Below are 24,884 nucleotides of genomic sequence, written 5' to 3'. Positions count from 1 at the left end.
GCGGCGGGGGGCGGTCGCCGCGCGGAACCACTGTACCCGAGGCTTCCCGGGGCCTCTCCAGGAACGCGCCGCGCACGGGCCGTACCCTGGTCGCATGCCCCGTCTGCAGGCCGACGCCGACCCGAACCTCTGGGTGCCCGTGACCGAGTCGCTCGGCTTCCGCGGGCGCCGCCACCGCAAGGCGGCGATACGGATGCTGCTCAGCCAGGCCGGCAGTGCCCTCCGCGGTCCCGCGGGCGAAGAGTCCCCGGCGGGCGCTGCGACGGGCTCGGCGACCACTGGTCCGCGTCCGGGACGCGGCGTCGCGGCCTGGGCGATGAGCCAGGCGGCGCCCTTCCTCATGCGCAAGGCGGCCGGCCGCGTGCTGGTCTGGGTCTGGAAGGCGGACGCCGAGCTGGTCGTCGTCATGGCGCAGATCCAGCAGGCCACGAACGATCTGCGCGCCGCGCGGGCGATGATGCCGATGGAGTACGACGACACCCAGTCGTTCCGCAACCCCTACCTCGGCGTCGGCGAGAAGCTCGAGGTGTCGCTGCCGCCGGATCCCCGCACCCCGCCGTTCGCGACGTACACCTGGGACACCGGCACGCACTTCGTCACGGTGACGGCGGTGTGCTCCGACCGGGGGCGTTTCGGCACCGTGATCGGCAGCGTCGACGACCTCGCACGCACGCTGCGGATCGTCGACGACCTGGCCGTCGGCGAGTCGCCCGAGGTGCTGCGCATCGAGCCGAAGAACTGAGGGAGTTCCGCGACGTGACCGAGCTCCGGCATCCCGCCGCCCATCGCCCGCTCCGGATCGGCGTGCAGCTGGCGCCGCAGCACGCCCCGTACACCTCGTACCGCGAGGCAGTGCTGCGCGCGGAGGATCTCGGCGTCGACGCGATCTTCAACTGGGACCACTTCCTCCCACTCACCGAGCCGATGGACGCCGAGCACTTCGAGGCGTGGACGGTGCTCGCCGCGATGGCCGAGCAGACGGAGCGCGTCGAGTTCGGTCCGCTCGTCAACTGCAGCTCGTACCGCAACCCCGACCTGCAGGCCGACATGGCCCGCACGGTCGACCACATCAGTGCCCGCGCGACGGGCACCGGCCGGCTCATCTTCGGCACCGGCTCGGGCTGGGCGCAGCCCGACTACGACGCGTACGGCTACGAGTTCGGCACCGTCGGCTCGCGCCTGGATGCACTCGCGGACGATCTGCCGCGCATCCGCTCACGCTGGGATCGGCTCAACCCCGCGCCCACCCGGCGGATCCCGATCCTCATCGGCGGTCAGGGCGAGCGCAAGACGCTCCGGATGGTCGCGCAGCACGCCGACATCTGGCACACCTTCACCCGGCTCGACGACATGCCGCGCAAGATCGGCGTGCTCCACGACTGGTGCGCGCGGGAGGGCCGCGACCCCGCCGAGATCGAGCTGTCGACCGGGTACACGATCCGCGGCTTCGGTCCGCTTCTCGAGACGGATGCCGCTCCCCGCCTCTACGAGCTGGGCTTCCGCCTCATCATCCCGGCGATCGACGGCCCCGACTACGACCTCTCGCCGCTCAGGCCCCTGCTGGAGTGGCGCGACCGGGTCAACGGCGCCTGAGCGCAGCGGACCGGTACGGTAGCGAGGTCCGCCGTCGCTCGACATCCTCAGGAGGCAGCCCATGGGCGCCGTCATCGGAGACATCCTCACGCTCGCCCTCGGTGTCGCGATCAGCCCGATCCCGATCATCGCGGCCATCCTGATGCTGCTGTCCCCCAAGGCGCGGGTGACCGGAACCGGCTTCCTGCTCGGCTGGGTGCTCGGGATCGTCGTCGCGGTCACGGTCTTCACGCTGCTCTCGTCGATCCTGCCGGCAGAGGAGGAGGACGCCTCGCAGCCGATCAAGGGCGTCATCCAGCTCGTCCTGGGCGCGCTGCTGCTGCTTCTCGCCGTGCGCCAGTGGCGCGGCCGGCCGAAGGCGGGAGAAGAGCCGGCGATGCCCAAGTGGATGCAGGCGATCGACACCATCACCTTCCCCAAGGCCCTCGGCCTCGGCTTCCTGCTGTCGGCGGTCAACCCGAAGAACCTGCTGCTGGCGGCGAGCGCCGGCGTGACCATTGGCGCCGCCGGCCTCGACGCGGGCTCGATCGTGGTCGTGATCGCAGTGTTCACGCTGATCGCGGCATCCACGGTCCTCGTTCCCGTCGTCGGGTACCTGCTCGCGGCCGACAAGCTGCGCGGCCCCCTCGACGCGCTGCGCGGCTGGCTCGCGAAGGAGAACGCGGTCATCATGGCCGTGCTGCTGCTGGTCATCGGCGTCGCGATCATCGGCAAGGGCATCGGCAGCTTCTGACCCCGCGCGCAGGCCGTCCGGCCCTGCGGGCCGGTTACGGTGGACCGGTGACTGCGGTGACCCACGACCAGGTGCTCCTCGACGGCGGCGTGTTCCGCATGGGGTCGGACGAGTTCTACCCGGATGAGCGCCCGGTGCATGAGCGCGAGGTCGCGCCGTTCCGCATCGACCGGTACTCGGTGACGAACGAGCAGTACGCGGCGTTCGTCGACGACACCGGCTACGTCACCGTCGCGGAGCGCGAGCTCGATCCGGCCGCCTTCCCGGGTGCCGACGCCGCCGAACTCGTCCCCGGCGCCATGGTGTTCACACCCACGTCCGGCCCGGTCGACCTGCAGAACTGGCGCGGCTGGTGGCGCTGGCAGCCCGGCGCATACTGGCGCCGGCCGTTCGGACCGGATTCGTCCATCGACGAGCGGATGCGGCATCCCGTCGTCCACATCGCCTTCGAAGACGCCGCGGCCTATGCCGAATGGGCCGGCCTGCGCCTGCCGACCGAGGCCGAGCACGAGTACGCCGCCCGCGGCGGGCTCGACGGCCGGCGCTTCGCGTGGGGCGACGAGCCTTACCCCGGCGGGGTGGCGCAGGCGAACTCGTGGCTCGGGCGCTTCCCCTACGACAACCAGGGGGTCGGCGATGCGGCCCCCGTCGGCTCGTACCCGCCCAACGGCTACGGCCTCTATGACATGACCGGCAACGTGTGGGAGTGGACCACCGACTTCTACACCCCGCGGCACCTGCGCCTGTCGGACAAACCCGTCGACGCCGGCAAGCGCGCGAACCTGCTCGCCGCCGCGAGCGCCCAGGAGGGCTTCCCGTCCATCCCGCGGCGCGTGCTCAAGGGCGGCTCGCACCTGTGCTCGCCGGAATATTGCCTGCGCTTCCGCCCGGCTGCCCGCTCGCCCCAGGCCGAGGACACCGGCATGTCGCACATCGGCTTCCGCTGCGCGAGCGACGCCTGACCCGGAGCTACGAGGCCGCTGCCGAGGGGAGTCGGATCGCCACGACCGAGGATCACGGTCGTTGAGCGAGCGAGGAACGAGCGAGACGAAACGCGTTACGCGCTCGGGAAGACCTTCGACCAGTCGTCGCGGACGCTCACCACGGTGAAGTCGTGGACGGATGCCGCGGCCAGCGCCTTCTCGGCACCCTGGTCGTAGGGCGCGTCCCCGCGGCCGGTGTCATCGTCGTGGTGGATCAGCAGGCTGAGGCTGCGAGCGCCTCCTTGCGCGAACCGCAGCATGGGGATGTCGCCGTTCGAGTTGCCGCCGGCGAGGATCGGCCGCCGCCCGACGCGCATCCAGATGCGCACCGGCTTCTCGGGACCGTCGTCGAAGAAGTCGAGCTTGGGGACGTAGCGCACCACGTTCGCCTCCGCGTCGTAGGTGAGCCCCATGCCGGTGCCGACGACGCGCTCCGCCGGGATGCCGTAGTTCGCCTCGGTCATCGGACGCATGAAGTCCCGGTCGCCACCCGAGACGATGTACGTCGTGAAGCCGTTCGCCTCGAGCAGGCGGATGAGCTCGACCATCGGCTGATAGACCACGTGCGCGTACGGTGCGCCGAGGGTGACGTGACGGGCATCGCGGTAGAAGTCGCTGACGGATGCCGCGTACTCGTCGACGCTGATGCCGCCTGACGTCGCCGCGACCGCGGCGATGAGCAGCCCGAGATCCGCGTCGTCGCCTGCGTAGTGCTTGTCGATCGCCGCCCCAAGCCACGCCAGGTCGCCGGTGACCGCCGCCTTGTACGGCTGGCGCTCGGCGAGCGACGGATCGGCGTCGGCCGCGGCCTTCCACTGCTGCAGCAGGTAGGCGAGCTGCGTGGGCATCGGCTTCTCTGTCCACAGCGTCCCGTCGTTGTCGAACACCGCGACGCGCGCGTCCGGTGCGACGAAGTCCGGGCCGCCCTCCTCGGTGACGGCGGCGATGAAGTCGAGGATCGACGCGCGGGTCACGGTGTCGCGCCATGACGGCAGCAGGTCGGTCATGGACGCGACTCTAGCCGCGACAGATGAGCCTCCGGGCCTGTCGACCGAAGGCGGGTGAAAGAGGAAACATACATCGCCGCAGCAGTGTCGTGATCCCGCGCATGCCGTCCTGGCGGCCTTCCCGGAGCTGCGGCTGCTGAGTCATAGAGTGACTCATGGGTCGCCTCCGACCCCGGCGCAGAAAGGCTCTCTCGTGACGGAAGAACTCCCCGGCAGCGTCCTCCCGATCCCCGACCAGGTCTACATCGGCCCGATGGTCATGGACGCGAAGAAGATGGAGGAGAAGCTCCCTCCGATCGAGATGAAGCGGCCACCGAAGCAGGCGCCCAACGTCCTCCTGGTCCTCCTCGACGACGTCGGCTTCGGCGCATCGAGCGCCTTCGGCGGGCCGGTCCCGATGCCGACGGCCGAGCGCATGGCCGGCGGAGGCCTCAAGTACAGCCGCTTCCACACCACCGCGATCTGCTCGCCGACGCGGGCCGCGATGCTCAGCGGCCGCAACCATCACCAAGTCGGAATGGGGCAGATCACCGAGACCGCTACGCCGTCGCCGGGCTACCGGTCGACCCGCCCGAACTCGTGCGTGCCGCTTCCCGAGATCCTGCGGCAGGCGGGCTACAACACGGCGCAGTTCGGCAAGTGCCACGAGGTCCCGGTGTGGGAGTCCGGGCCGACCGGCCCGTTCGACCACTGGCCCGCGTTCAGCGGCTTCGAGAAGTTCTACGGCTTCATCGGCGGCGAGACCAACCAGTGGACCCCCGCGCTGATCGACGGCGTCGGCTTCATCGAACCGCCGGATGACCCCGACTATCACCTCATGCCCGACCTCGCTGACAAGGCGATCGACTACATCAACCAGCAGAAGGCGCTCACGCCGGACAAGCCCTTCTTCGTGTATTTCGCCCCGGGGGCGACCCACGCCCCGCACCACGTGCCCACGGAGTGGATCGTCAAGCACAAGGGCAAGTACGACCAGGGCTGGGACGCCCTGCGTGAAGAGACCTTCGAACGCCAGAAGGCCCTCGGTGTCATCGCCGCCGACGCCGTGCTCACCGAGCGCAGCGAGGGCATCCCGTCGTGGGACTCCGTCCCCGACGAGCGCCGCCCGATCCTCGCCCACCAGATGGAGGTGTACGGCGCGTTCCTCGAGTACGCCGATCACCACACCGGTCGCGTGATCGATGCGATCGACAGGCTCGATCTGCTCGACGACACGCTCGTGCTCTACATCATCGGCGACAACGGGGCCTCAGCCGAGGGCGGCCTCGAGGGCGCGTTCATGCTCTCGACAGCGGCGAACGGCGGTGCCGAGTACGAGACCGTCGAGTTCTGGCAGGAGAACCTCGACAAGATCGGCGGACCCGAGGCGTACAACCACTACGCGGTCGGCTGGGCGCACGCGATGTGCACCCCCTACCAGTGGACGAAGCAGGTCGCGAGCCACTACGGCGGCACCCGCAACGGCACGATCGTGCACTGGCCGTCGCAGATCGAGGCGCAGGGCGAGGTGCGCGACCAGTGGCACCATGTGATCGACGTCGCCCCGACGATCCTCGAGCTCGCGGGTCTCGCCCAGCCGCACACCGTCAACGGCGTCACGCAGATCCCCATGCACGGCACGTCGTTCGCCTACTCGTTCAACGACAAGGCGGCCGACGAGCGTCACCACACCCAGTACTTCGAGATCATGGGCAACCGCGGAATCTACCACCGCGGCTGGACGGCGCAGACGCGCCACCGCACGCCCTGGGACGTCGTGAGCGCGGCTCCCGACTTCTCGGACGACGTGTGGGAGCTCTATGACACGAGCGTCGACTGGACCCAGTCGAACAACCTCGCGAAAGAGAACCCGGCGAAGCTCGCCGAGCTCCAGCAGCTGTTCCTGATCGAGGCCACCCGCTACAACGTCATCCCGCTCGACGACCGCGCCGCGCAGCGTATGAACCCCGAGTTCGCGGGGCGTCCGACCATCGTCAAGGGCGATACGCTGCGGCTGTTCGAGGGCATGACCCGACTCAACGAGAACGTCGCGATCAACGTCAAGAACCGCTCATGGTCGGTCACGGCGGAGGTCGTCGTGCCGGAGGGCGGTTCTCTCGACGGCGCGATCGTCGCCCAGGGCGGGCGCACGGGCGGGTGGTCGTTCTTCGCCGAAGGCGGGAAGCTCGGCTTCCACTACAACTACTGCGGACTGCTGCGCAGCACCGCACTCTCGACGGATGCCGTGGGCACAGGCACGCACCAGGTGCGGGCCGAGTTCGCGTACGCGGGCGGCGGAATCGGTCGGGGCGGCACGGTGACGCTGTACATCGACGGCACAGCGTCCGGAAGCGCCGAGGTCGAACGCACGCATCCGATGTACTTCTCGTTCGACGAAGGTCTGGACGTCGGCCGCGACACCGGCATGCCGGCGTACGAGGGATACAGCTCTCACCAGGGCGTCTTCACGGGAAGGATCGAGTGGGCCGAGATCGACCTCGGCGTCGACGACCACAGCCACCTGATCGACCCCGAGGAGTGGCTGCAAGCCGCCATGCGACACCAGTAGTCGCGCGACGAGGGTCGATGGCGGCATCCACCTTGGTCTGCCGGCCGCGACCCGCACTGCCGGCGAGTTGACCGCACCGCACGTCACCGACAGCATCGATGCATGGCCGACGTTCAGCGCAGCATCCTTCCGATCCCCGACCTCGCCTACACGGGCACGGTCACCTACGACGCGACCGACCCCGACACGCAGTATCCGCCGATCACCCCGATCCGACCGCCGGACGGTGCGCCGAACGTGCTCGTGGTGCTCATCGACGACACGGGCTTCGGCGCGTCGAGCGCCTTCGGCGGGCCCGTGCAGACGCCGAACTTCGAGCGCGTCGCGGCGGCCGGCCTGAAGTACACGCGCTTCCACACGACCGCACTGTGCTCGCCGACGCGCGCCGCTCTGCTGAGCGGCCGAAACCACCACACGGTCGGCATGGGCGGCATCACGGAGATCGCCACGTCCGCCCCCGGCTACAGCTCGGTACGACCCAACAACTGCGCCCCGCTCGCTGAGACGCTCAAGCTCAACGGCTACAACACCGCACAGTTCGGCAAATGCCACGAGGTACCCGTGTGGCAGGCCAGTGCGATCGGTCCGTTCGACGGGTGGCCGAGTCCCGGCAACGGCTTCGAGTACTTCTACGGCTTCATCGGCGGCGAGACCAACCAGTGGTATCCCGCGATCTATGAGAACACCACTCCCGTCGAGCCCTGGGGCACTCCCGAAGCGGGCTATCACTTCATGAGCGATATGACCGACAAGGCGATCGCCTGGACACGCGAGCAGAAGACCCTCGCCCCCGACGTGCCGTCGTTCGTGTATTTCGCGCCCGGCGCCACGCACGCCCCGCACCACGTCCCAGCCGAGTGGGCCGACAAGTACAAGGGCATGTTCGACCAGGGCTGGGACGAGGTGCGCAAGGAGACGTTCGCGCGCCAGCTCGAGCTGGGCGTCATCCCCGCCGACGCGGTCCTCACCGAGCGCAGCAAGGGCATCCCGGCGTGGGACGAGATGAGCGATCTGATCAAGCCCGCCCTCGCACGCCAGATGGAGGTCTACGCCGGGTTCCTCGCCTACGCCGACCATCATATCGGCCGCCTTCTCGACGCGTACGAAGAGCTCGGCATCCTCGACGACACGCTGGTGTACGTGATCATCGGCGACAACGGCGCGAGCGCCGAGGGGTCGATGCACGGCACGACCAACGAGGGCTTCACCATCAACCACATGAACGACATCGAGACCGAGCAGTACGTCGCCGACCACATCGACGACATCGGCACGCCCAGCTCGTACAACCACTACGCGGTGGGCTGGGCGCACGCCATGGATACCCCATACCAGTGGACCAAGCAGGTGGCGAGCCACTGGGGCGGCACCCGCAACGGGACGATCGTGAGCTGGCCCGGCGGGGGTGTCGAACGCGGCGGCATCCGCAACCAGTTCAGTCACGTGATCGACGTCGCCCCGACCGTGCTCGAGGCCGCCAGCATCCCGGAGCCGTCCACCGTCAACGGGGTCACGCAACGTCCGTACGAGGGCACCCCGATGAACTACACCTTCGTCGACGCGGACGCCGAGGACCGGCACACGACCCAGTACTTCGAGATGGTCGGCAACCGTGCGATCTATCACAAGGGCTGGACGGCCGTCGCGAAGCACAAGGACCCGTGGCTCGGCTCCGACCACGGGCTGGACGACGACGTCTGGGAGCTGTACAACGTCGACGTGGACTGGACGCAGTCCCACGACCTCGCGGCAGCCGAGCCCGAGAAGCTGGCCCACCTGCAGCAGCTGTTCCTCATCCAGGCGGCGCGCTTCAACGTCCTCCCGCTCGACATCCGCACGGCGGAGCGGTTCAATCCCGACCTCGCCGGCCGGCCCCAGCTCGTCGTCAGCGACAGCCAGAAGTTCTACCCCGGCATGAAGCGCCTGAGCGAGAACACCACGATCAACATCAAGAACAAGTCGTGGACGGTCACCGCCAAGGTGACGGTTCCGGATGCCGGCGCCGAGGGCGTGCTGATCGCCCAGGGCGGCGCCTACGGCGGCTGGTCGTTCTATGCGACGGGAGGCCGGCTCGCGTTCGCCTACAACCTGCTCGGGATCGCCGTGGACATCGTGCGGTCGGACGTTGCCGTCGCCGCCGGAGCGCACGAGCTGCGCGCGCACTTCGCCTACGACGGCGCCGGCCTCGGCAAGGGCGGGACCGTGACGCTGTTCGCCGACGACGAGCAGATCGGCCAGGGCCGCGTCGAGAAGACGATCCCCTTCCAGTTCACGTTCGACGAGACCGTGGATGTCGGGTGCGATCTCGCCTCGCCGGTCTCACCGGACTATGGCGCCCAGGGCAACGAGTTCACGGGCACGGTGGATTGGGTGCGCATCGACCTCGGCGACGACGACCATTCGCACCTCATCGACGACGAGCACAAGTTCGCCGTCGCCATGCTCAAGCAGTAGCCCCACCGGCAGTTCGAGGGAGCGGATGTCGCACGGCATCCGCTCCTTCTCCGTGGGCTCCCGCGATGTCGCGGGACGGAATCACCACGAGCGGGAGGATGCCTCGGCCGAGGCATCCGTCCCGTTCTTCGTTTCCCGGGTGCTTAGGCGGCGGCCGCCGTCAGCGCTTCCTCGACGGTGTCGTGTGCGCGCCCCGCATCACGGAGACCGGCGTACCAGGAGTCCTTGCCCGCGACGCTCGCCGCCGAGTCGGGGAGCGCCGCGAGGTGGAGCACGACATCCCGGCCGGCGAGCTCCCGGTCGAGGTCGGCGAGCATGTCGAGGACCGTCATCGTCACGACGTCCTGGCGCTCGAGGTCGAGCACGACCGCCGTCGCGGTCTCGTCGGCCGCGAGTCGGATGATCGCCTGCTCGTTCTCGAGCGCGTTGGCGGTGTAGAGCGCCCGCAGCAGGTGCACCGCGATGGCATCGCGCCGCCGCTCTTTCACCTCGAGCTTGGGGATGTTGAGCTCGCGCAGCACCAGGACGAGGGTCACGACGACGCCGACCCCGACGGCGGCGAGCAGACCGGCCGACAGCCCGATCAGCGCGACGCCCACGGCGATCCAGAAGTCGGTCGGGCTGATCCGGGCCCAGCGGACGAGCTCCGGGATGTCGATGAGGCCGATCACCGCGACGAACACCATGGCGGCGAGCGTGGCCTGGGGCAGCAGGCTCAGCACCGGGCCGAGGAACAGTGCGACCAGCACCGCCAGCGCCACCGTGACGAGCGTCGACACCTGCGTCTTCGCGCCGGCGCTCTGGTTGACGGCGCTCTGCGAGAACCCGCCGGCCGCCGGCATCGTGGAGAAGAATGCGCCGGCGACGTTGGCGGCGCCGGTGGCCATGAGCTCCTGGTTGCTGTCGATCTGCGGCTCGCTGATGCGACGGATGCCGCGCGCCACGGCCGCGGACTCGAGGAACGCCATCACGGCGATTGCGAGCGCCCCCGGCACCAGCGCCGGCAGCGTCGAGAACTCCGGGAGGCCCGGCAGGGGCAGGCCCGAGGGAACCGGCGCGATGAGGTCGACGCCCGCCTCCTCGAGCCCGGCGAAGGCGACGAGCAGGATGCCGGCCCCGACGACGATCAGCGCGCCCGGCACCTTCGGTGCGAACCGCTTGAGCAGCAGGAGTGTCGCGATCGAGGCCGCCGAGAGCGCGACGGTCGGCCAGTTCACGCTGCCGAACGCGTGCCCGACGGCGGCGAGCGAGCGCAGGAACCCGTGACCCGAGAAGTCGTAGGTCTCGCCGAGGAGCTTCGGCAGCTGGCCGACGGCGACGGTCGCGCCGACGCCGATCTTCATGCCGAGCAGCGTCGCGCCGCTGATGTTCTCGACGAGTGAGCCGAGCTTGAAGAGCCGGGCGAGCAGCAGGATCGCCCCGACGAGGAGGGTCAGCATCATCAGCGACCCGACGGCGTCGTGCGGGCCGTCGGCTGCCGTCGCGACCCCCGCCGACACGAGGGTGGTCGCGCTGAGGGTCGCGATCGTCGAGGTGGTCGAGACGCTCATGGCGCGGCTGCCGCCGAGGAGGGCGTAGACCAGCATCGGCACGATGCAGGTGTAGAGGCCGATCTCGACCGGGAGGTTCGCGATCGTGGCGTAGGCCATGGCCTGCGGAACGACGACGGCGCCTGCTGAGAGGCCGCCGACGACATCGGGTGCGAGCCACTCGCGGCGGTATCCGGCGAGGGTCGGCAGCACCCGGCGCGGACGCGGGGCGGGCGCGGTCATCGTCATGAGCCGAATCTACCCAGCGACCGGCACGGGCCGACGTCCCGGCGCGGTGTCCGGTTGCTGTGTCCCGTCGCGGAAGGGTGCCACACTACGGACGTGGACTCCACCTTCCTCGCCAACCTGTCCTGGTCCCTCGCCGTCCTCGTGCATGCCGCGATCATCATCACGGCGCTCATCGTGATCCCGCGCGGGCGCAAGCCCACGGCGGCGATGGCCTGGATCCTGCTGATCGTGATCCTCCCCGGCATCGGTGTCGTGCTGTATCTGGTGATCGGGAGCGTGCGCCTCCCCGAGAAGCGGCGCGCCGAGCAGGCCCGCATCGATGGGATCATCCGCGGCAGGGTGCAGCAGAACGCCCTCGCGATGACAGACGCCGAGTGGCCCCGGTGGTTCCAGCGCGTCGTGCAGCAGAACGAGGAGCTCACGGCTCTTCCCGCGTCGACGGGCAACGCGGCCTCGCTGTACGGGGACTACCAGGCGTCGATCGACGCGATGGCCGCCGAGATCGACACGGCCACGAGCTTCGTGCACGTCGAGTTCTTCATCGTCGCGTGGGACGACACCACGCGCGGCTTCTTCGCCGCCATGCAGCGCGCGGTGGCCCGCGGTGTGTCGGTGCGCCTGCTCGCCGATTACGTCTCGACGCGCCGACTCGGCAACTGCAAGGAGACGCTGGCGGAGCTCGATCGCATCGGCGTGACCTGGGCATGGATGCTGCCGGTGATGCCCTTCCAGGGCAAGTACCAGCGCCCCGACCTGCGCAACCACCGCAAGATCGTCGTCGTCGACGGCCGCGTCGGCTTCATGGGCTCGCAGAACCTCATCTCGCGTGACTACGACTCCGAGAAGAACATCAAGCGGGGTCTGAAGTGGCAGGAGCTCATGACGCGGCTCACCGGCCCCGTGGTCGCGTCGGTCAACGCCGTGTTCCTGTCGGACTGGCTGATCGAGACCGGCGAGGACCTCTCGGCGACCGAGCACCTGGCGCCGGATGCGATCGAGACGACAAGCGCTCGGGGTGCCGGTGCGTCCGGCACCGACGGGCTGCTGTGCCAGGTGGTGCCGAGCGGACCCGGATACGACACCGAGAACAACCTGCGCCTCTTCCTGTCGCTCATCTACGGCGCGACCGAGAAGGTCATCATCACGAGCCCCTACTTCGTGCCCGACGAAGCGATGGTCTACGCCATCACCACGGCCTGCCAGCGCGGGATCGAGGTGCAGCTGTTCGTCTCCGAGATCGGCGATCAGTTCATGGTGTGGCACGCGCAGCGCTCGTACTACACGGCGCTGCTCGAGGCCGGCGTGCGGATCTTCCTCTACCCCGCGCCGTTCATCCTGCACTCGAAGCACTTCTCGATCGACGACGACATCGCCGTCATCGGCTCCAGCAACATGGACATCCGCTCGTTCAGCCTCAACAACGAGGTCTCGCTGATGGTGCGCGGCGTGTCGTTCGTCGCCGGCATGCGGGAAGTCGAGCAGGGCTATCGCGACGCGGGTCGCGAGCTCACGCTGGAGGAGTGGCGCCGCGAGCCCGCCAAGGCGACGTTCCTCGACGGCCTCATGCGCCTCACCTCCGCCCTCAACTGACGCGCGGCTCCCCGCGCGCTCGAAACCGGGGATCTACTCCGTCGAGCCACGGGATTTTCGTCGAGACCGATGGCACCGCCCTCGATCTCGACGAGGGTCCCCTGCCTCGCCGGGATACTGTCTCCTCCACAGGTGGGGCGAGACGCCGGTGCGGCACGCACTTTCCCCGCCCGCCGCTGATCGGCCGCAGGCTCGACCGGCGAGGCCACAGGCTCGGGACATGACAGCCGACCCCTCTGCCGCGTTGCTCCTGAGTCGCGAGTTGCCGTTCGACGTCGTGCGACGGGATCGCGACTCGCGACTGCAACGCGTCCGGGCGGGCGTGTACCTCCGCAAAGACATCTGGGTCGGCCTGAAACCCTGGGAACGATATCGGATGCGCGTCCTCGCCGTCGTGCGCACGTGGAAGGCGCCGGTGTTCTGCCTCGAGTCTGCGGCCGTGCTGCAGGGCCTTCCGATCTTCGGCGAGCCGGCGCACATCCACGTGCTGAGCGCCGACGGCAGGTCGTGGTCGGAAGGCGACGTCGTTGTGCACGGCTCCACCGATGACCGGAAGGTGTCGGATGCCGTGGGCCACTGCGCGACGTCGATCACCGAGACCGCGGTCGATCTGGCTCGTGTGCTTCCTCCGGCTTTCGCTCTGGCCGTCGTGGACGCAGCCGCGCGCATCCTCGTGGCGGGCGGAGGTTCGCTCGATGTCAGCGCACACGGCCGTTCGCAGGCGAACCGCCGTGGCGTCCGACAGCTGGACTGGGTGCACGCGCGCGCCACCGCCGAGTCCGAGTCGGCGGGAGAGTCCGTGAGCAGGGCGGTCATCGAGTGGCTCGGCCATGAGGAACCGGAACCACAGCGTGAGTTCTTCTACGAAGGTGTGACAGACCGCTGCGATTTCTACTGCCGTCGCCTCCGCATCATCGGCGAATCCGACGGCTACGGAAAGTACGATACTGCCGACCCGAAGGCGATGAAGGCCCACTTCGTCCGAGAGAAGCAACGCGAAGATCGGCTCCGCCGGAATGAGGGCGGCTTCGCCCGCTGGGATTGGGGCGACACCCTGAGGTTCGAAGCGCTCGACGGGAAGCTGCGCGACGCAGGCTTGGTACCGCTGTACCCCCGACAGCCCTGGCTGCTCAGCACCCTCGCGCACAACCCGAGGTCGACCGTCAGGCCGACCGGACGGCAGCCCCGCGTCGAGCGAGCCTCTGCACGCTGAGACCGGGGATACGCCCACCGAGACCGGTGATTCGCGGCGAAACCGTGGACGGCGCCCTATGTTTCGCGGGAAATCCCCTGGTTCGCCGGACTCGGCGGGCGACCGACCGCCGCGGGTGCCGCGGGCCGCGGGCGCCGCGGTCCGTGGCATCCGCGTGACCGTCGGTGGGGTCAGACCTTGAGGTTCTGACGCGGGACGACGACCTCGCGGATGATCAGGAGGATCGACGCCATCACCGGCAGCGCCACCAGGACGCCTACGATGCCGGCCAGCGCCCCACCGGCGAGGGCGCCGATCAGCACCAGGGCCGCCGGGATCGCGATCGCCTTGTTCATGACACGGGGACTGATGACGTACGACTCCAGCTGGATGTAGATCAGGTAGGCGACGAAGAAGATGAGGGCCTGGGTGGGGCTCGAGAACAGCGCGATGATCGAGGCGAAGATCCAGAAGATCACCGAGCCGAACAGCGGGACGAGGGTGATCACGAACGCGATCACCGCCATGAGCGCCGGAAACGGCAGTCCGATGGCCACATGCAGGATGAAGACGGCCGCGGCGTTGAGGGACGAGAGGATCACCGAGCCGATCAGCGCGCTGCCCACCGAACCGGTGATGCGCTCAGTGAGGTCCTCGAGGCGAATGCGGCTGCGCGCCGGCGCGAGTGCGTAGAGGGCCTGCTTGGCCGCCGACAGCGAGGCGAGGAAGTAAAGGGTCAGGGCGATCACGATGAAGCTCGCCGAGATCCCGGCCACGAAGCCGACACCGACGGCCAGCACGCCGCCGCCGAGCATCGCGATGGTGGACGGGGCGGAGATCCAGTCGGCGAGCTGGCCCATACCCGCGAGCACCGCGGCCTGCCCGTCGGGGGTGAGCTGCGCGAACCAATCCGACTGCGGGATGTTCTCGACGCCCTCCGGGATCGCCTCGACCAGCTGCACCACCTGCGCGATGACGGGCGGGAGCACGAAGACGAAGAACGCGACCGCCACGAGGGCGAATCCGCAGAACACGATGGCGATGCCGAGGCCGCGCTTGACCTTATGGCGCTCGAGCATCCGCACGATCGGGTCGAGCCCGAGTGCGAGGAACATCGCCAGCACGATGTAGACCAGGATCGTCGAGATCGAGCCGATGGCCGAGCCGAGCACGAGCGCCCCGAGAACGCCGATCGTCGCGAGGAACCCTATGGCGAGGGGATGATCGAGCGCGGCGAGGACACGCGTGAAGCGATTGGGGGGTGCTTCCGCGACCGCGGGGACCACGTCGAAGTCGGATCCGTGCGGTTCGTCGGTCATGGGGACATGATGCCGTCAACCGGCCGCGAAATCATCCCAAACGCGTCATGTCGATCGGCGTGTTTGGCGGTAGTCTCCGAATCAGGGCACCGCGAGGGACGCGGTGCCTGCAACTGCACAACGACGGTCGACCCGTCGAGAAAGCTGGTATCCATGGGCGGCTTCTGGGATTTCATCGCCTGGATGTTCTGGATCTTCGTGTTCGTCGCGTATCTGATGGTGATCTTCTCGATCATCGGAGACATCTTCCGCGACGACAAGCTGAGCGGATGGCTGAAGGCCGTCTGGATCCTCTTCCTGATCTTCGTGCCCTTCCTGACCGCATTGGTCTACCTGATCGCGCGCGGCAACAGCATGCAGCAGCGCTCGATCGCGCAGGCGCAGCAGCTCCGTTCGGCGCAGGACGCGTACATCCGGCAGACCGCGGGCTCCGGAGCGAGCGCCGCAGATGACATCGCCAAAGCGAAGACGCTTCTCGACTCGGGTGCGATCACCCAGGCCGAGTTCGACACCCTCAAGGCCAAGGCGCTCGCCGCCTAGCGAGCTCCGGAGACAGGAGAAGACATGACGACGTTCGACTACGGCCCCATCGAGTTCTACGCGATCGCCTTCGAGGGCGACCGCCCCGGTCCGGCGGTGCTCCAGGCGATCGACGATCTCGTGGCCTCGGGCACGGTCAACGTGCTCGACCTCGTCTTCGCACGTCGGTCGCCGGAGGGAGAGCTCGAGATCCTCGAGCTGTCCGACACGATCGACGACGGCGGCGCGCCCTCGCTCGACCTCGCCGGACTCGCGGGCCAGGACGACATCCTGTACCTCGCGGAGAACCTCCAGCCGGGCTCGTCGGCGGCGATCCTCGTCATCGAGCTGCTGTGGGCGAAGGCGTTCGCGTCGGCGCTCTACGACGCCGGCGGTGCCGTCATCGCGCGGGAAGGCATCCCCGCACCGATCGTCAACGCGTTCCTCTCCGAGAACGCCGACTGAAGGAGGAAGACATGCCACTGAGAAGAATGGGTCGTCCCGGTCTGATCGGCCTCGCCGCACGCACCGCCGTGGTCGCCGGCACGGCCACCGCCGTGTCGGGAGGCATGCAGCGCCACCAGCAGGAGAAGGCGTACGCGCAGTCCGAGCAGCAGGCGTACGAGGCCCAGCAGCAGCAGGCAGCGATGGATGCCGCCGCCGCGCAGGCCGTCGCCAACGCGCAGGCCGCAGCACCGGCTGCCGCCGCGCCCGCCGCTCCGGCCGGTGGCGACGACATGATGGCCAAGATCAGCCAGCTCGCCCAGCTGCACGCGCAGGGCATCCTGTCGGACGAGGAGTTCGCGGCCGCGAAGGCCAAGCTGCTCTCCTGACAGCCGCTCGCACGACGAGGGCCGCGCCCATCCGGGCGCGGCCCTCGTCGCGTCGCTCCGGTCGTCGGCGATCAGCCGCCGGGGCGCTCGTCGCCGCCGTCACCGAGCGCACCGTGGTCCCGCTCGCCGCCGCCGCCTTCGCCGCGCCCGCCCGCGCCCCCGTGCCCGTTCGCGCCGCCGGCGGCGCTCTGCGCGGTGAGCGCGTCGATCTTGTCCATGAGCAACCGCACCTGTGCCCTGGTCGCGGGCTCCTGGTCGTCGTGCTCGCGCGACGCGCGCTCCAGCACCCACGAGGCCAGTGTCGCCGTGATCACGCCGGCCAGCGCGACCCCGCCGAGCATGAGCCCCACGGCCACCCAGCGGCCGGCATCCGTCACCGGCACGTAGTCGCCGTAGCCCGTCGTCGTGACGGTCACGCACGACCACCACAGCGCGATGCCGAAGGTCGTGATGTCGGCGTCGGGCGCGTGCCGCTCGGCTTCGAGCACCGCGAGCGACGCGATGTAGATCAGGATGACGGAGGCCCCGGCCCCGTAGACGAGGATCTGCGTGCGCAGCACCCCGCCGGCCGTCGTCTTCATGCCGGGGAGCCGGGTCATGAAGCGCAGCAGCCTCACGAGGCGCAGGACAGGGATCAGCGCGAAGGCGAGAGCGGGCAGGTGGTGGCGGAACCACACACGCCGGTTGGTCGCGAGCGCCAGGCGCACGAGGTAGTCGGCGATGAACATGGCCCACGTCACGAGGATCACCGTCGACGCGATCACGCGGCCCGGCCCCTGCAGATCAGCGATCACGCGCCACGAGTAGGCGATCAGATACGCCAGCGAGGCGATGATGAGCGGCAGCGCGGTGCGCTTGTGCCAGGCGGTCTCCTCCACATGCGAATTGTGCCCTGGTATTGCCGCCCGTCACCGTACCGGCGCGCCCGCGGCGATGCAGCAGTGCACGTGGGCTGGTCGCCGCATGCGTGCGGCGCCCGCTATCGTGTGCCCATGCCCGGCCCCACTGCCGCCTCGCCCGCACCGGCCACTTCCCCGGGTCCGCAGCTCACCGTCCGCCGACTGGTGCTGCTGTCGATCCCCGCTCTCCTCATCGGCGTGCTGTCGGCGCTGTCGCTCTGGCTGCTCGAGCAGATCGCCGATCGGCTCGACGACGTGCTGTGGACGACCACGCCCCAGGCGCTGGGCATCTCGTCCGACTCGCCGTGGTGGATCTTCACGGTGCTGACGGCGACCGGCATCGCCGTCGGGCTCGTGGTGTGGCTCGCGCCCGGCCATGCCGGCCCCGACTCCGCGACCACAGAGCTCGCCGCGAAGCCGCTGCAGCTGTGGGTGCTGCCCGGACTCGTCGTCGTGGTGGTCCTCAGCCTCGCGGGCGGCGTGAGCCTGGGACCCGAGAACCCGATCATCGCCGTCAACGTCTCTCTCGCGATCGCGCTCGTCGCGCGCGTCGCCAAGGCGGTGCCTCCCGAGCTGACCGCCGCGCTGGCAATCTCCGCCACGATCGGCGCGCTGTTCGGCACCCCGGTCGCCGCAGCGCTCGTCTTCACCGGCATGGTCGGCGAATTCAAGATGGGCGGATCGCTCTGGGACAAGCTGTTCCTCCCGCTCGTCGCGGCCGGAGCCGGGTCGGTGACGACCTTCCTCCTCGGCGGCGGGTTCGGGACGGCGACGCCCCTCGCCCCCTACGGGACACCGCAGCCGTTCGATCTGCTGCTCGGAGCGATCGTCGCCTGCGCGGCTGCGGCCTTCGGGGTGGTCGGGATCTACCTCTTTCCCCTGGTGCACCGCGCCTTCCACGCGCTGCGGCATCCGATGCTCTACATCACGCTCGGCGGTGTGGTGCTGGGTCTGCTGGGCATGATCGGCGGGCCGATCACGCTGTTCAAGGGACTCGAGCAGAGCGGCGAGCTCCTCGCCGACCCCGACGCGTATCCACCCGGTCAGCTGACGGTGATCCTGCTCGTCAAGATGGCCGCGCTCGTCGTGGCGGCATCTGCCGGCTTCCGCGGCGGCCGCATCTTCCCGGCCGTGTTCCTCGGGGTCGCGGCCGGGCTGCTGGGCGGCGCGCTTCTGCCGGGTCTGCCGTTGTCGCTCGCGGTCGCCTGCGGAGTGCTCGGCGTCGTGCTGGCGATCGCCCGCGACGGCTGGGTGGCGCTCTTCGTGGCCGTCGCGATGGTCGGTGACGTGACCGTGCTGCCGATGCTGTGCATCATCGTGCTGCCCGCCTGGCTCGTCGTCACGTGGGCACGCGAAATGCTCATCACGCCCACCGACCTCGCACGGGAGCGCCCGGAGGCCTCGCTCCCCTGGTCTGGATCCCGCTCAGCGGGCTGATGGCTCGTGGCGCGCGTCCTGCGCCAGGGCGGCGGCGTTGCGGATGAACAGCACGATCCAGGTGAAGACCAGGATGCCGGCGACGAGCTCGACGGCCGTCAGCGTGTAGTAGCCGACGAAGAAGAACACCGCGAGCAGCAGCGTGACCGCGAGGAACAGCCAGCCGAGGGCGACGAAGGCCCGCGGCATCGACGGGATCCACCGCGGCAGGGCGATGACGAGCACGCCGTACGCGACCACCATGCCGGACGCGACGCCGGTGTGGAGCCCGAAGAACTGATCCACGGGGAACAGGCCGACCATGCCGAGGAACACGCCGACCACGATGAGCGTGAGGCGCACACGGGCGATGCCCTTCGGATGGGTGGTGGGGATGCCCCGTGTGGAGTACCGCGCGAGCGTGGTCACGAGAAAGCCCGCCACGATGATCGTGATGTTGAAGGCGAACGCCGACACGTTCGAAGACATGCCGAGAGCGCTCAGGTTGTCTTTCCACCAGTCCGGGTCGCTGGCGGTGAGCATGCTGGCGAGCACGCCGAAGACGAGGAACACCGCGAGGACGACCGCGAGCAGCTGCAGATCCATGTGGGTCGCGGAGTAGAACGCGAGGTAGGCCGTCATCGCCGAGGTCGCGCCGGAGAGGATGAGCACGGCCAGCGGGAACACCTCCGCCCCGATGAACGCGTCCTCGAGGATCACGGCCAGCAGCGTCCAGCCGAGGAGCGCGATGACGGCGTGGGCGAAGGCCAGTGCGGCGACGTCGACGTAGTCGAGCGGCGTGAGGCGCCGGTGCACACCCTGACGGTGGGCGAGGATCCGGCCTCCGATCACCGCGAGGAATGCCACGATCCCGGCCGCGATCGCTGCGAATTGGCCCGCCGAGCCCGGACCGGAGATCGGGGCCGGCTGGAAGCCGAACGCGACCATCGCCGCGATGGCCACGATGACGAACGAGACCGCGCCCACGCCGAGCGCGAGCGACTCGAGCGAGCGCTCGCTGAACCGGTCGAGCACGCGTGGCGGGCGGTGAGTCTGCGGGTGCCCCTCGGGCGAAGGCAGATCGAGCGAAATCTGGGTCATGACTGTCTCCGTGCGGGGTGCGATCGGGTCGGGTGGAGCGGATGGATCAGGAACGCGGGAGCGGATCGCGGGCGGCCGAGGCCGGGGTGGCCGTGCGATCGCCCGAGAGCCATCGCAGCCACAACGAGCCCGGATCGCCCTCGAGCACGAGGGCCCGGACGAACAGGGTGAGGGGGATGGAGAGGATCGCGCCGAGCGGGCCGATCACGAACGTCCAGAAGATCACCGAGAAGAAGCTCAGCGTGAGGCTGAGGTCGACGGCGTCGCTCACGAACTTCGGCTGCACCAGCACCTGCAGCACGACGTTGACGACGCTGTAGATCGCGATCACCGCGAGCAGCATCGGCCATCCGCCGACCACGAAGCCCAGCACGGCGGGCGGGATGAGGCCGAGCACGAAGCCGATGTTCGGCACGAAGTTGGTGACGAAGGCGAGCACAGCCCACACGATGGGCGCCGGCACGCCGAGCGCCCAGAGCGCCAGGCCGTCGATGATCGCCACGACGGCGCCGAACGACGCGTTCACGACGTAGTAGCGACGGATGCCGGTGTTCAGGCGTCCGATCCGGGCCAGCGCGGGCCGACGGGCTGCGCCGAACACGCGCTCGGCGTCGCGATACCGCGCCGCGTCCGCGGCCATGAAGATGATGTACGACACGACGAAGAAGAGGGCCGTCGCGACGCCGATCACCGTGCCGCCGACGCTGGAGGCGAGTCGGACGATCGCCGAGGGGTCGAGGACGGAGGCCGCGGCATCCGTCGCCTCCTGATCGAGTCCGGCGGACTGCAGCCAGGCCAGGAAGCCGTCGAGGCTGGAACGCAGCTGGTCGAGGTAGTCGGCGACGAGCCGGGCGAACTGGACCCCCGCGACCCACAGCAGGAGGCCCATCACCACGAGTACGAGGTAGGCGACCAGGATGACGGCGGTGGTGCCGGTCCAGCGAGGCCAGCCGCGGCGCTCGAGCGGCCGGCGGACGGGCTCGCAGATGACGACCAGCACCACCGCGAGCGCGAGCGGCCCGATGAGGCTTCGAGCGAAGTACACACCGGCGAGCACCACCACGGTCGTCGCGAGCACGACGAGTACGCGCAGCCCCGGCGAGAGGGCGGGGGGCGGAGCGGCGGGCGCGGGGCGGGTCACGCGGTCAGGCTACCGCCCTTACGAGCGACGGGGCGCAGTGCCACACTGGGCGCATGTCAACGACCGTCGAGTCGCCGATCGGGCGCACGTGGGCCCCTCTGCCGTCTTATGCCGACCATGTCGCGGAAGGCCGCGCTGCGCGGGAGCAGAATCCTCGCGAGGCGCTCGCCGAGCTGCCGACGAACGACCGTGATCCGATGGGCATCCTGGACGCCCAGGACGCCGACCGGGTTCCGGAGCTCGTTCCCCTGCGCACCGAGCGCATGGCGGCGAGCGCCTTCGCGTTCTACCGCGGAACCGCCGCCCTCATGGCCGCCGACCTCGCCCGCTCACCGAGCAGCGGCGTGAGCGTCGGGTCGTGCGGCGACGCGCACGTGTCGAACTTCGGGCTGTACGCGTCACCTCAGCGGACGCTGGTCTTCGACCTCAACGATTTCGACGAGTCCGCGTGGGCGCCGTGGGAGTGGGACGTCAAGCGACTGGTCGCCAGCATCGTCATCGCCGGGCAGTCGACCGGGCGCACCGACTCGGTCATCCGCGAGGCGTCGCTCGATGCGGTGCGCGTCTACGCGCGCTCCATCGGCGCGGGCGCCAAGCGCAGCCCGCTCAAGCGCTATTACGACCGCTTCGACGCCCTGGCCGCCGAGCGAGCCGTGGACGACCAGACGCGCGCCGCCATCGACTCCGCGATCAAGGAGGCGGAGAAGCGCACCGGCGCGCGTGCCGCGAAGAAGATGACGCAGCTCGACGCCGAGGGTCGGATCGTCTTCGTCGAGGCGCCGCCGACGATGACCCACATCGACGCCGAGTCGGAGGAGCGCGTCCTCCGCGTCTTCGACCAGTACGTGCAGACGGCGAACATCGACATCCGGGCGCTGCTGCAGAAGTACCGTCTGTCGGACATCGCCCTGCGCGTGGTGGGAGTTGGCAGCGTCGGAACGCGATGCTTCGTGATCGCCATGCAGGACGGAGACGACGGCGTCCTGCTGCTGCAGGGCAAGGAGGCGGGCAGGAGCGTGCTGATCGAGCACGGGAAGGCCGAGCAGCCGGAGTCCGTCTCCCGGTTCATCGACCAGTACGGCGACGGCGGGCGTGTGGTCGGGATGCAGCGCATCCTCCAGGCCGTGTCGGACCCGTTCCTCGGCTTCGTGGGCCGCACGACGTACGGGGCGCAGCGGGACTTCTACGTCCGTCAGTTCCGCGACAAGAAGGGCGGGTTCGACATGGACGCACTCGACGACAAGGGGTTCCTCTGGTACGCCGACGCCTGCGCGGCGACCTTGGCTCGCGCGCACGGCCAATCCCCTGCCTCCGCCGCCGTGGCGGGGTATCTCGGAGGGGGCCGCGTCGCGGGCGAGGCGATCCTCGAATGGGCCTCCGCGTACGCCGACCTCTCCCGCGCGGACTGGCAGCTGTTCCGGACGCACCGCGGCGTGGAGGCGGCTGCCTGACGGGGCTCAGCGAGCGCGAAGGCCGTCTCTGCGCACGCGCAGCGAGGCGACCAGCATCTCGAGCCCGATCTCGAAGGCGGCATCGCTGCGCTCGGCGCCGCGGGCGGCATCCGTGATCAGTCGCCCGAGAGTCGTCGTGGGAGTGTCCGGTTGCCACACCTCGGCGGGAGAAGCGAGGTCGAGGCCGAATCCGATGGCGTAGGCGTCCACGATCGCGACGATCGCCAGCACTTCGCCGTCGGGGACGCCGGCGTCGACCAGCGCGGTGGCCAGATGGTCGTACTGAGCGATCACACCCGGGTCGGTGATGGTCTTCCCGACGATGAGCGGGACGATGAGCGGATGCTCGGCGTACAGCCGCCGCAGGGCCCGCACGGTGCCGGTGATCACGGTCTCCCAGTCCCCCGTCACCGCCGCCGGCAGGTAGCGCCGCGAGAGGCGACCGCGCATGAGCTCGATGATGGCGTCCTTGCCGTCCACGTGGTTGTAGAGGGACGACGGCGTGACGCCGAGACGGCGCGCGAGCGCGTTGACGCCGAACTGCTCGCCCGAGTCGGCGAGCTCGATGGCGGCGTCGGCGATGAGCTCGACTGACAGCAGGTTCACTCTGGGCCTTGGCATTCGTCCTCCATGAGGCAGAATAACGAATGGTATTCGTTTAGCGGACCGCGAGGCGGTTCCGGGCACAGGGAGGTTCCCGCATGACCGCGACGGTCTACACCGGAGGGCGCATCTTCACCGCGGGGGCGGAGCCCTGGGCCGAGGCGCTCGTCGTCGACGGCCAGACGGTCGTGTTCGCGGGCGACACCGCGCGCGCGACGGCCGCGGCAGGACCGGATGCCGCCACCATCGACCTCGACGGCCGCCTGCTGCTGCCGGGCTTCACCGACGCGCACACGCATCTCGTGATGATGGGCGAGGCGCTCGGTCGGGTCGGGCTCACCGACGCGCGCACGCTGGAAGAGATCCAGGAACGCCTGCGTACGGCGCGTGCGGCGAAGCCGGGGGCCGCGCGGCTGCTCGGCCGCGGCTGGCTCTTCGACTCGGTGCCCGGCGGCGTCCCCACGGCCGCCATGGTCGACGCGGCCGTGGCCGACGTGCCGGTGTACCTCGACGCCAACGACTACCACTCGTGCTGGCTCAACTCGGCCGCCCTCGCCGAGGTCGGGATCACGCGCGAGACCCCCGACCCGCTCGGCGGCCGCATCGGGCGCGACGCCGACGGCGAGCCCGACGGCATGCTGTACGAGACCGCCGCCCAGGCCCACGCGTGGGCGTTCCTGGCGGAGCAGACCGACGACGCCGACCGGGACGCGGCGGTCGAGCGCACCCTCGCCGCCTACGCGGCGACGGGCGTGACCGGGGCGGTCGACATGGCGTTCGACGAACTCGGGCTCGCCGCGTTCCGGCGGGCGGCCGAACGCCGCGGCGGGCGCCTGCCGCTCCGGGTCGCGGCGCATTGGTTCGTCGAGAACACCGGCGACGAAGCGGCGAACCTCGCGCAGGTCGCGCGCGCCGTCGAGCTCGCCGAGACAGTGCGATCGCCGTGGCTGCGGATCGTCGGCATCAAGCTCGTGGTCGACGGCGTCATCGATGCGTGCACGGCCGCGATGCGGCATCCGTATTCCGACGGGTCGAACGCCGAGCCGATCTGGCCGCTCGCCGACATGAAGCCCGTCGTCGCCGCAGCCGATGCCGCGGGCCTGCAGGTGGCACTGCACGCGATCGGCGACCTCGCGAGCGACATCGCCCTCGACGCGCTCGAGCACGCGGCGGAGGCCAACGGCTCCCGGGCGCGCCGGCACCGCATCGAGCACCTCGAATACGCGGCTCCCGGCACGGCCGAGCGGATGGCGCGGCTGGGCGTCACCGCGTCGATGCAGCCCGTGCACGCCGACCCCGCGATCTTCGACAACTGGGCCGCGATGCTCGGCGACGAGCGGGTCGACCGCGCCTTCGCGTGGCCCGAGTACGTCGCGGCAGGTGCGCTGCTCGCGTTCTCGACGGACGCGCCGACCGCGCCCCACGAGGCCCTCCCCAACATGTACATCGCGGCGACGCGCAGGTCGGCCCTCGACGGGTCGTTCGCTCCTCGGCATCCGCAGTTCGCACTGCCGCTCGAGCAGGCGCTCGCTCACGCGACGAGGGATGCCGCGGCCTCCGTCGGCGACGGCGCCACGCGCGGGCGGCTCGAGGCGGGCCTCGCCGCCGACTTCGCGATCGTCGACGTCGACCCGTTCACGGCGGGTGCCGAGTCGCTGCTCACGGCCCGCGTCGTGCGCACCGTCGTCGCGGGAGAGATCGCCTACGACGCCGGCGGGCTCTGA

The 24,884-nt window shown here is 69.7% G+C and carries 21 protein-coding genes; 14 read left to right on the top strand and 7 right to left on the bottom strand.

Annotated elements, in window-relative coordinates:
• The first annotated feature begins 94 nt into the window (after positions 1 to 94).
• From B2K11_RS00495 to B2K11_RS00480, 4 genes are all read left to right on the top strand, one after another.
• The gene (locus B2K11_RS00495; RefSeq protein ID WP_163615863.1) at positions 95 to 742 is read left to right on the top strand and encodes a hypothetical protein; all 648 of its coding nucleotides are present in this window, start codon (positions 95 to 97) and stop codon (positions 740 to 742) included.
• A 14-nt stretch (positions 743 to 756) separates the two neighbouring features.
• Positions 757 to 1,593 (top strand): LLM class F420-dependent oxidoreductase, encoded by an 837-nt coding sequence (locus B2K11_RS00490; RefSeq protein WP_163615862.1) that lies wholly within the window; start codon positions 757 to 759, stop codon positions 1,591 to 1,593.
• Positions 1,594 to 1,654: 61 nt separating this feature from the next.
• Positions 1,655 to 2,326, top strand: a complete 672-nt coding sequence (locus B2K11_RS00485; RefSeq protein WP_163615861.1) for a GAP family protein — start codon at positions 1,655 to 1,657, stop codon at positions 2,324 to 2,326.
• A gap of 47 nt (positions 2,327 to 2,373) precedes the next feature.
• The gene (locus B2K11_RS00480; protein ID WP_163615860.1) at positions 2,374 to 3,288 is read left to right on the top strand and encodes a formylglycine-generating enzyme family protein; all 915 of its coding nucleotides are present in this window, start codon (positions 2,374 to 2,376) and stop codon (positions 3,286 to 3,288) included.
• 95 nt (positions 3,289 to 3,383) lie between these two features.
• Here the strand turns inward: B2K11_RS00480 and B2K11_RS00475 are convergent, their stop codons facing one another.
• On the bottom strand, positions 3,384 to 4,316 hold the full coding sequence (locus tag B2K11_RS00475; RefSeq protein ID WP_163615859.1) for an HAD family hydrolase: 933 nt from the start codon (positions 4,314 to 4,316) through the stop codon (positions 3,384 to 3,386).
• Between the two features lie 193 nt (positions 4,317 to 4,509).
• Here B2K11_RS00475 and B2K11_RS00470 point away from each other — a divergent pair, with 193 nt between their 5' ends.
• Together B2K11_RS00470 and B2K11_RS00465 are read left to right on the top strand one after the other, a co-directional pair.
• On the top strand, positions 4,510 to 6,864 hold the full coding sequence (locus tag B2K11_RS00470; protein WP_345770747.1) for an arylsulfatase: 2,355 nt from the start codon (positions 4,510 to 4,512) through the stop codon (positions 6,862 to 6,864).
• A gap of 102 nt (positions 6,865 to 6,966) precedes the next feature.
• On the top strand, positions 6,967 to 9,318 hold the full coding sequence (locus B2K11_RS00465) for an arylsulfatase (RefSeq protein ID WP_163615858.1): 2,352 nt from the start codon (positions 6,967 to 6,969) through the stop codon (positions 9,316 to 9,318).
• Between the two features lie 143 nt (positions 9,319 to 9,461).
• Here the strand turns inward: B2K11_RS00465 and B2K11_RS00460 are convergent, their stop codons facing one another.
• Positions 9,462 to 11,096, bottom strand: coding sequence for a SulP family inorganic anion transporter (locus tag B2K11_RS00460; RefSeq protein ID WP_163615857.1), 1,635 nt, complete (start codon positions 11,094 to 11,096; stop codon positions 9,462 to 9,464).
• Positions 11,097 to 11,189: 93 nt separating this feature from the next.
• Here B2K11_RS00460 and cls point away from each other — a divergent pair, with 93 nt between their 5' ends.
• On the top strand, positions 11,190 to 12,686 hold the full coding sequence (gene cls / locus B2K11_RS00455) for a cardiolipin synthase (RefSeq protein ID WP_163615856.1): 1,497 nt from the start codon (positions 11,190 to 11,192) through the stop codon (positions 12,684 to 12,686).
• A gap of 220 nt (positions 12,687 to 12,906) precedes the next feature.
• Complete coding sequence (locus tag B2K11_RS00450) at positions 12,907 to 13,899, top strand: hypothetical protein (RefSeq protein ID WP_163615855.1); 993 nt, start codon at positions 12,907 to 12,909, stop codon at positions 13,897 to 13,899.
• Positions 13,900 to 14,069: 170 nt separating this feature from the next.
• Here B2K11_RS00450 and B2K11_RS00445 read toward each other — a convergent pair whose 3' ends face one another.
• A complete protein-coding gene (locus tag B2K11_RS00445; RefSeq protein WP_163615854.1) occupies positions 14,070 to 15,197 on the bottom strand; it encodes an AI-2E family transporter in 1,128 nt (375 codons plus the stop codon).
• 153 nt (positions 15,198 to 15,350) lie between these two features.
• Between B2K11_RS00445 and B2K11_RS00440 the strand changes: the two genes are divergently transcribed.
• Genes B2K11_RS00440 through B2K11_RS00430 form a run of 3 tightly spaced genes read left to right on the top strand, consistent with a single transcriptional unit; the run spans position 15,351 to position 16,549 of the window.
• The gene (locus B2K11_RS00440) at positions 15,351 to 15,737 is read left to right on the top strand and encodes an SHOCT domain-containing protein (protein WP_163615853.1); all 387 of its coding nucleotides are present in this window, start codon (positions 15,351 to 15,353) and stop codon (positions 15,735 to 15,737) included.
• A 24-nt stretch (positions 15,738 to 15,761) separates the two neighbouring features.
• The gene (locus B2K11_RS00435) at positions 15,762 to 16,181 is read left to right on the top strand and encodes a DUF6325 family protein (protein ID WP_163615852.1); all 420 of its coding nucleotides are present in this window, start codon (positions 15,762 to 15,764) and stop codon (positions 16,179 to 16,181) included.
• Between the two features lie 11 nt (positions 16,182 to 16,192).
• The gene (locus B2K11_RS00430; protein WP_239525527.1) at positions 16,193 to 16,549 is read left to right on the top strand and encodes an SHOCT domain-containing protein; all 357 of its coding nucleotides are present in this window, start codon (positions 16,193 to 16,195) and stop codon (positions 16,547 to 16,549) included.
• 71 nt (positions 16,550 to 16,620) lie between these two features.
• Here B2K11_RS00430 and B2K11_RS00425 read toward each other — a convergent pair whose 3' ends face one another.
• Positions 16,621 to 17,427 carry a potassium channel family protein gene (locus tag B2K11_RS00425; protein ID WP_163615851.1) on the bottom strand — a complete coding sequence of 269 codons (807 nt, stop codon included), beginning with the start codon at positions 17,425 to 17,427 and terminating at the stop codon, positions 16,621 to 16,623.
• A gap of 114 nt (positions 17,428 to 17,541) precedes the next feature.
• On the opposite strand from B2K11_RS00425, the gene B2K11_RS00420 reads away from it, so the two are divergent.
• On the top strand, positions 17,542 to 18,885 hold the full coding sequence (locus tag B2K11_RS00420) for an ion channel protein (protein ID WP_163615850.1): 1,344 nt from the start codon (positions 17,542 to 17,544) through the stop codon (positions 18,883 to 18,885).
• On the opposite strand, the gene B2K11_RS00415 is transcribed toward B2K11_RS00420, so the two are convergent.
• The gene (locus tag B2K11_RS00415) at positions 18,874 to 19,965 is read right to left on the bottom strand and encodes a DUF998 domain-containing protein (protein WP_163615849.1); all 1,092 of its coding nucleotides are present in this window, start codon (positions 19,963 to 19,965) and stop codon (positions 18,874 to 18,876) included. The genes B2K11_RS00420 and B2K11_RS00415 overlap by 12 nt on opposite strands.
• Positions 19,966 to 20,011: 46 nt before the next feature.
• Positions 20,012 to 21,106 (bottom strand): AI-2E family transporter, encoded by a 1,095-nt coding sequence (locus B2K11_RS00410; RefSeq protein WP_163615848.1) that lies wholly within the window; start codon positions 21,104 to 21,106, stop codon positions 20,012 to 20,014.
• 53 nt (positions 21,107 to 21,159) lie between these two features.
• Between B2K11_RS00410 and B2K11_RS00405 the strand changes: the two genes are divergently transcribed.
• Positions 21,160 to 22,557, top strand: coding sequence for a DUF2252 domain-containing protein (locus B2K11_RS00405; RefSeq protein ID WP_163615847.1), 1,398 nt, complete (start codon positions 21,160 to 21,162; stop codon positions 22,555 to 22,557).
• 6 nt (positions 22,558 to 22,563) lie between these two features.
• Here B2K11_RS00405 and B2K11_RS00400 read toward each other — a convergent pair whose 3' ends face one another.
• The gene (locus B2K11_RS00400) at positions 22,564 to 23,178 is read right to left on the bottom strand and encodes a TetR/AcrR family transcriptional regulator C-terminal domain-containing protein (RefSeq protein WP_163615846.1); all 615 of its coding nucleotides are present in this window, start codon (positions 23,176 to 23,178) and stop codon (positions 22,564 to 22,566) included.
• Positions 23,179 to 23,258: 80 nt separating this feature from the next.
• Between B2K11_RS00400 and B2K11_RS00395 the strand changes: the two genes are divergently transcribed.
• A complete protein-coding gene (locus B2K11_RS00395; RefSeq protein WP_163615845.1) occupies positions 23,259 to 24,884 on the top strand; it encodes an amidohydrolase in 1,626 nt (541 codons plus the stop codon).

Source organism: Microbacterium sp. B35-30, assembly GCF_010634855.1.
Lineage (GTDB): Bacteria > Actinomycetota > Actinomycetes > Actinomycetales > Microbacteriaceae > Microbacterium.
This window is presented reverse-complemented; position numbering and strand designations above follow the sequence as displayed.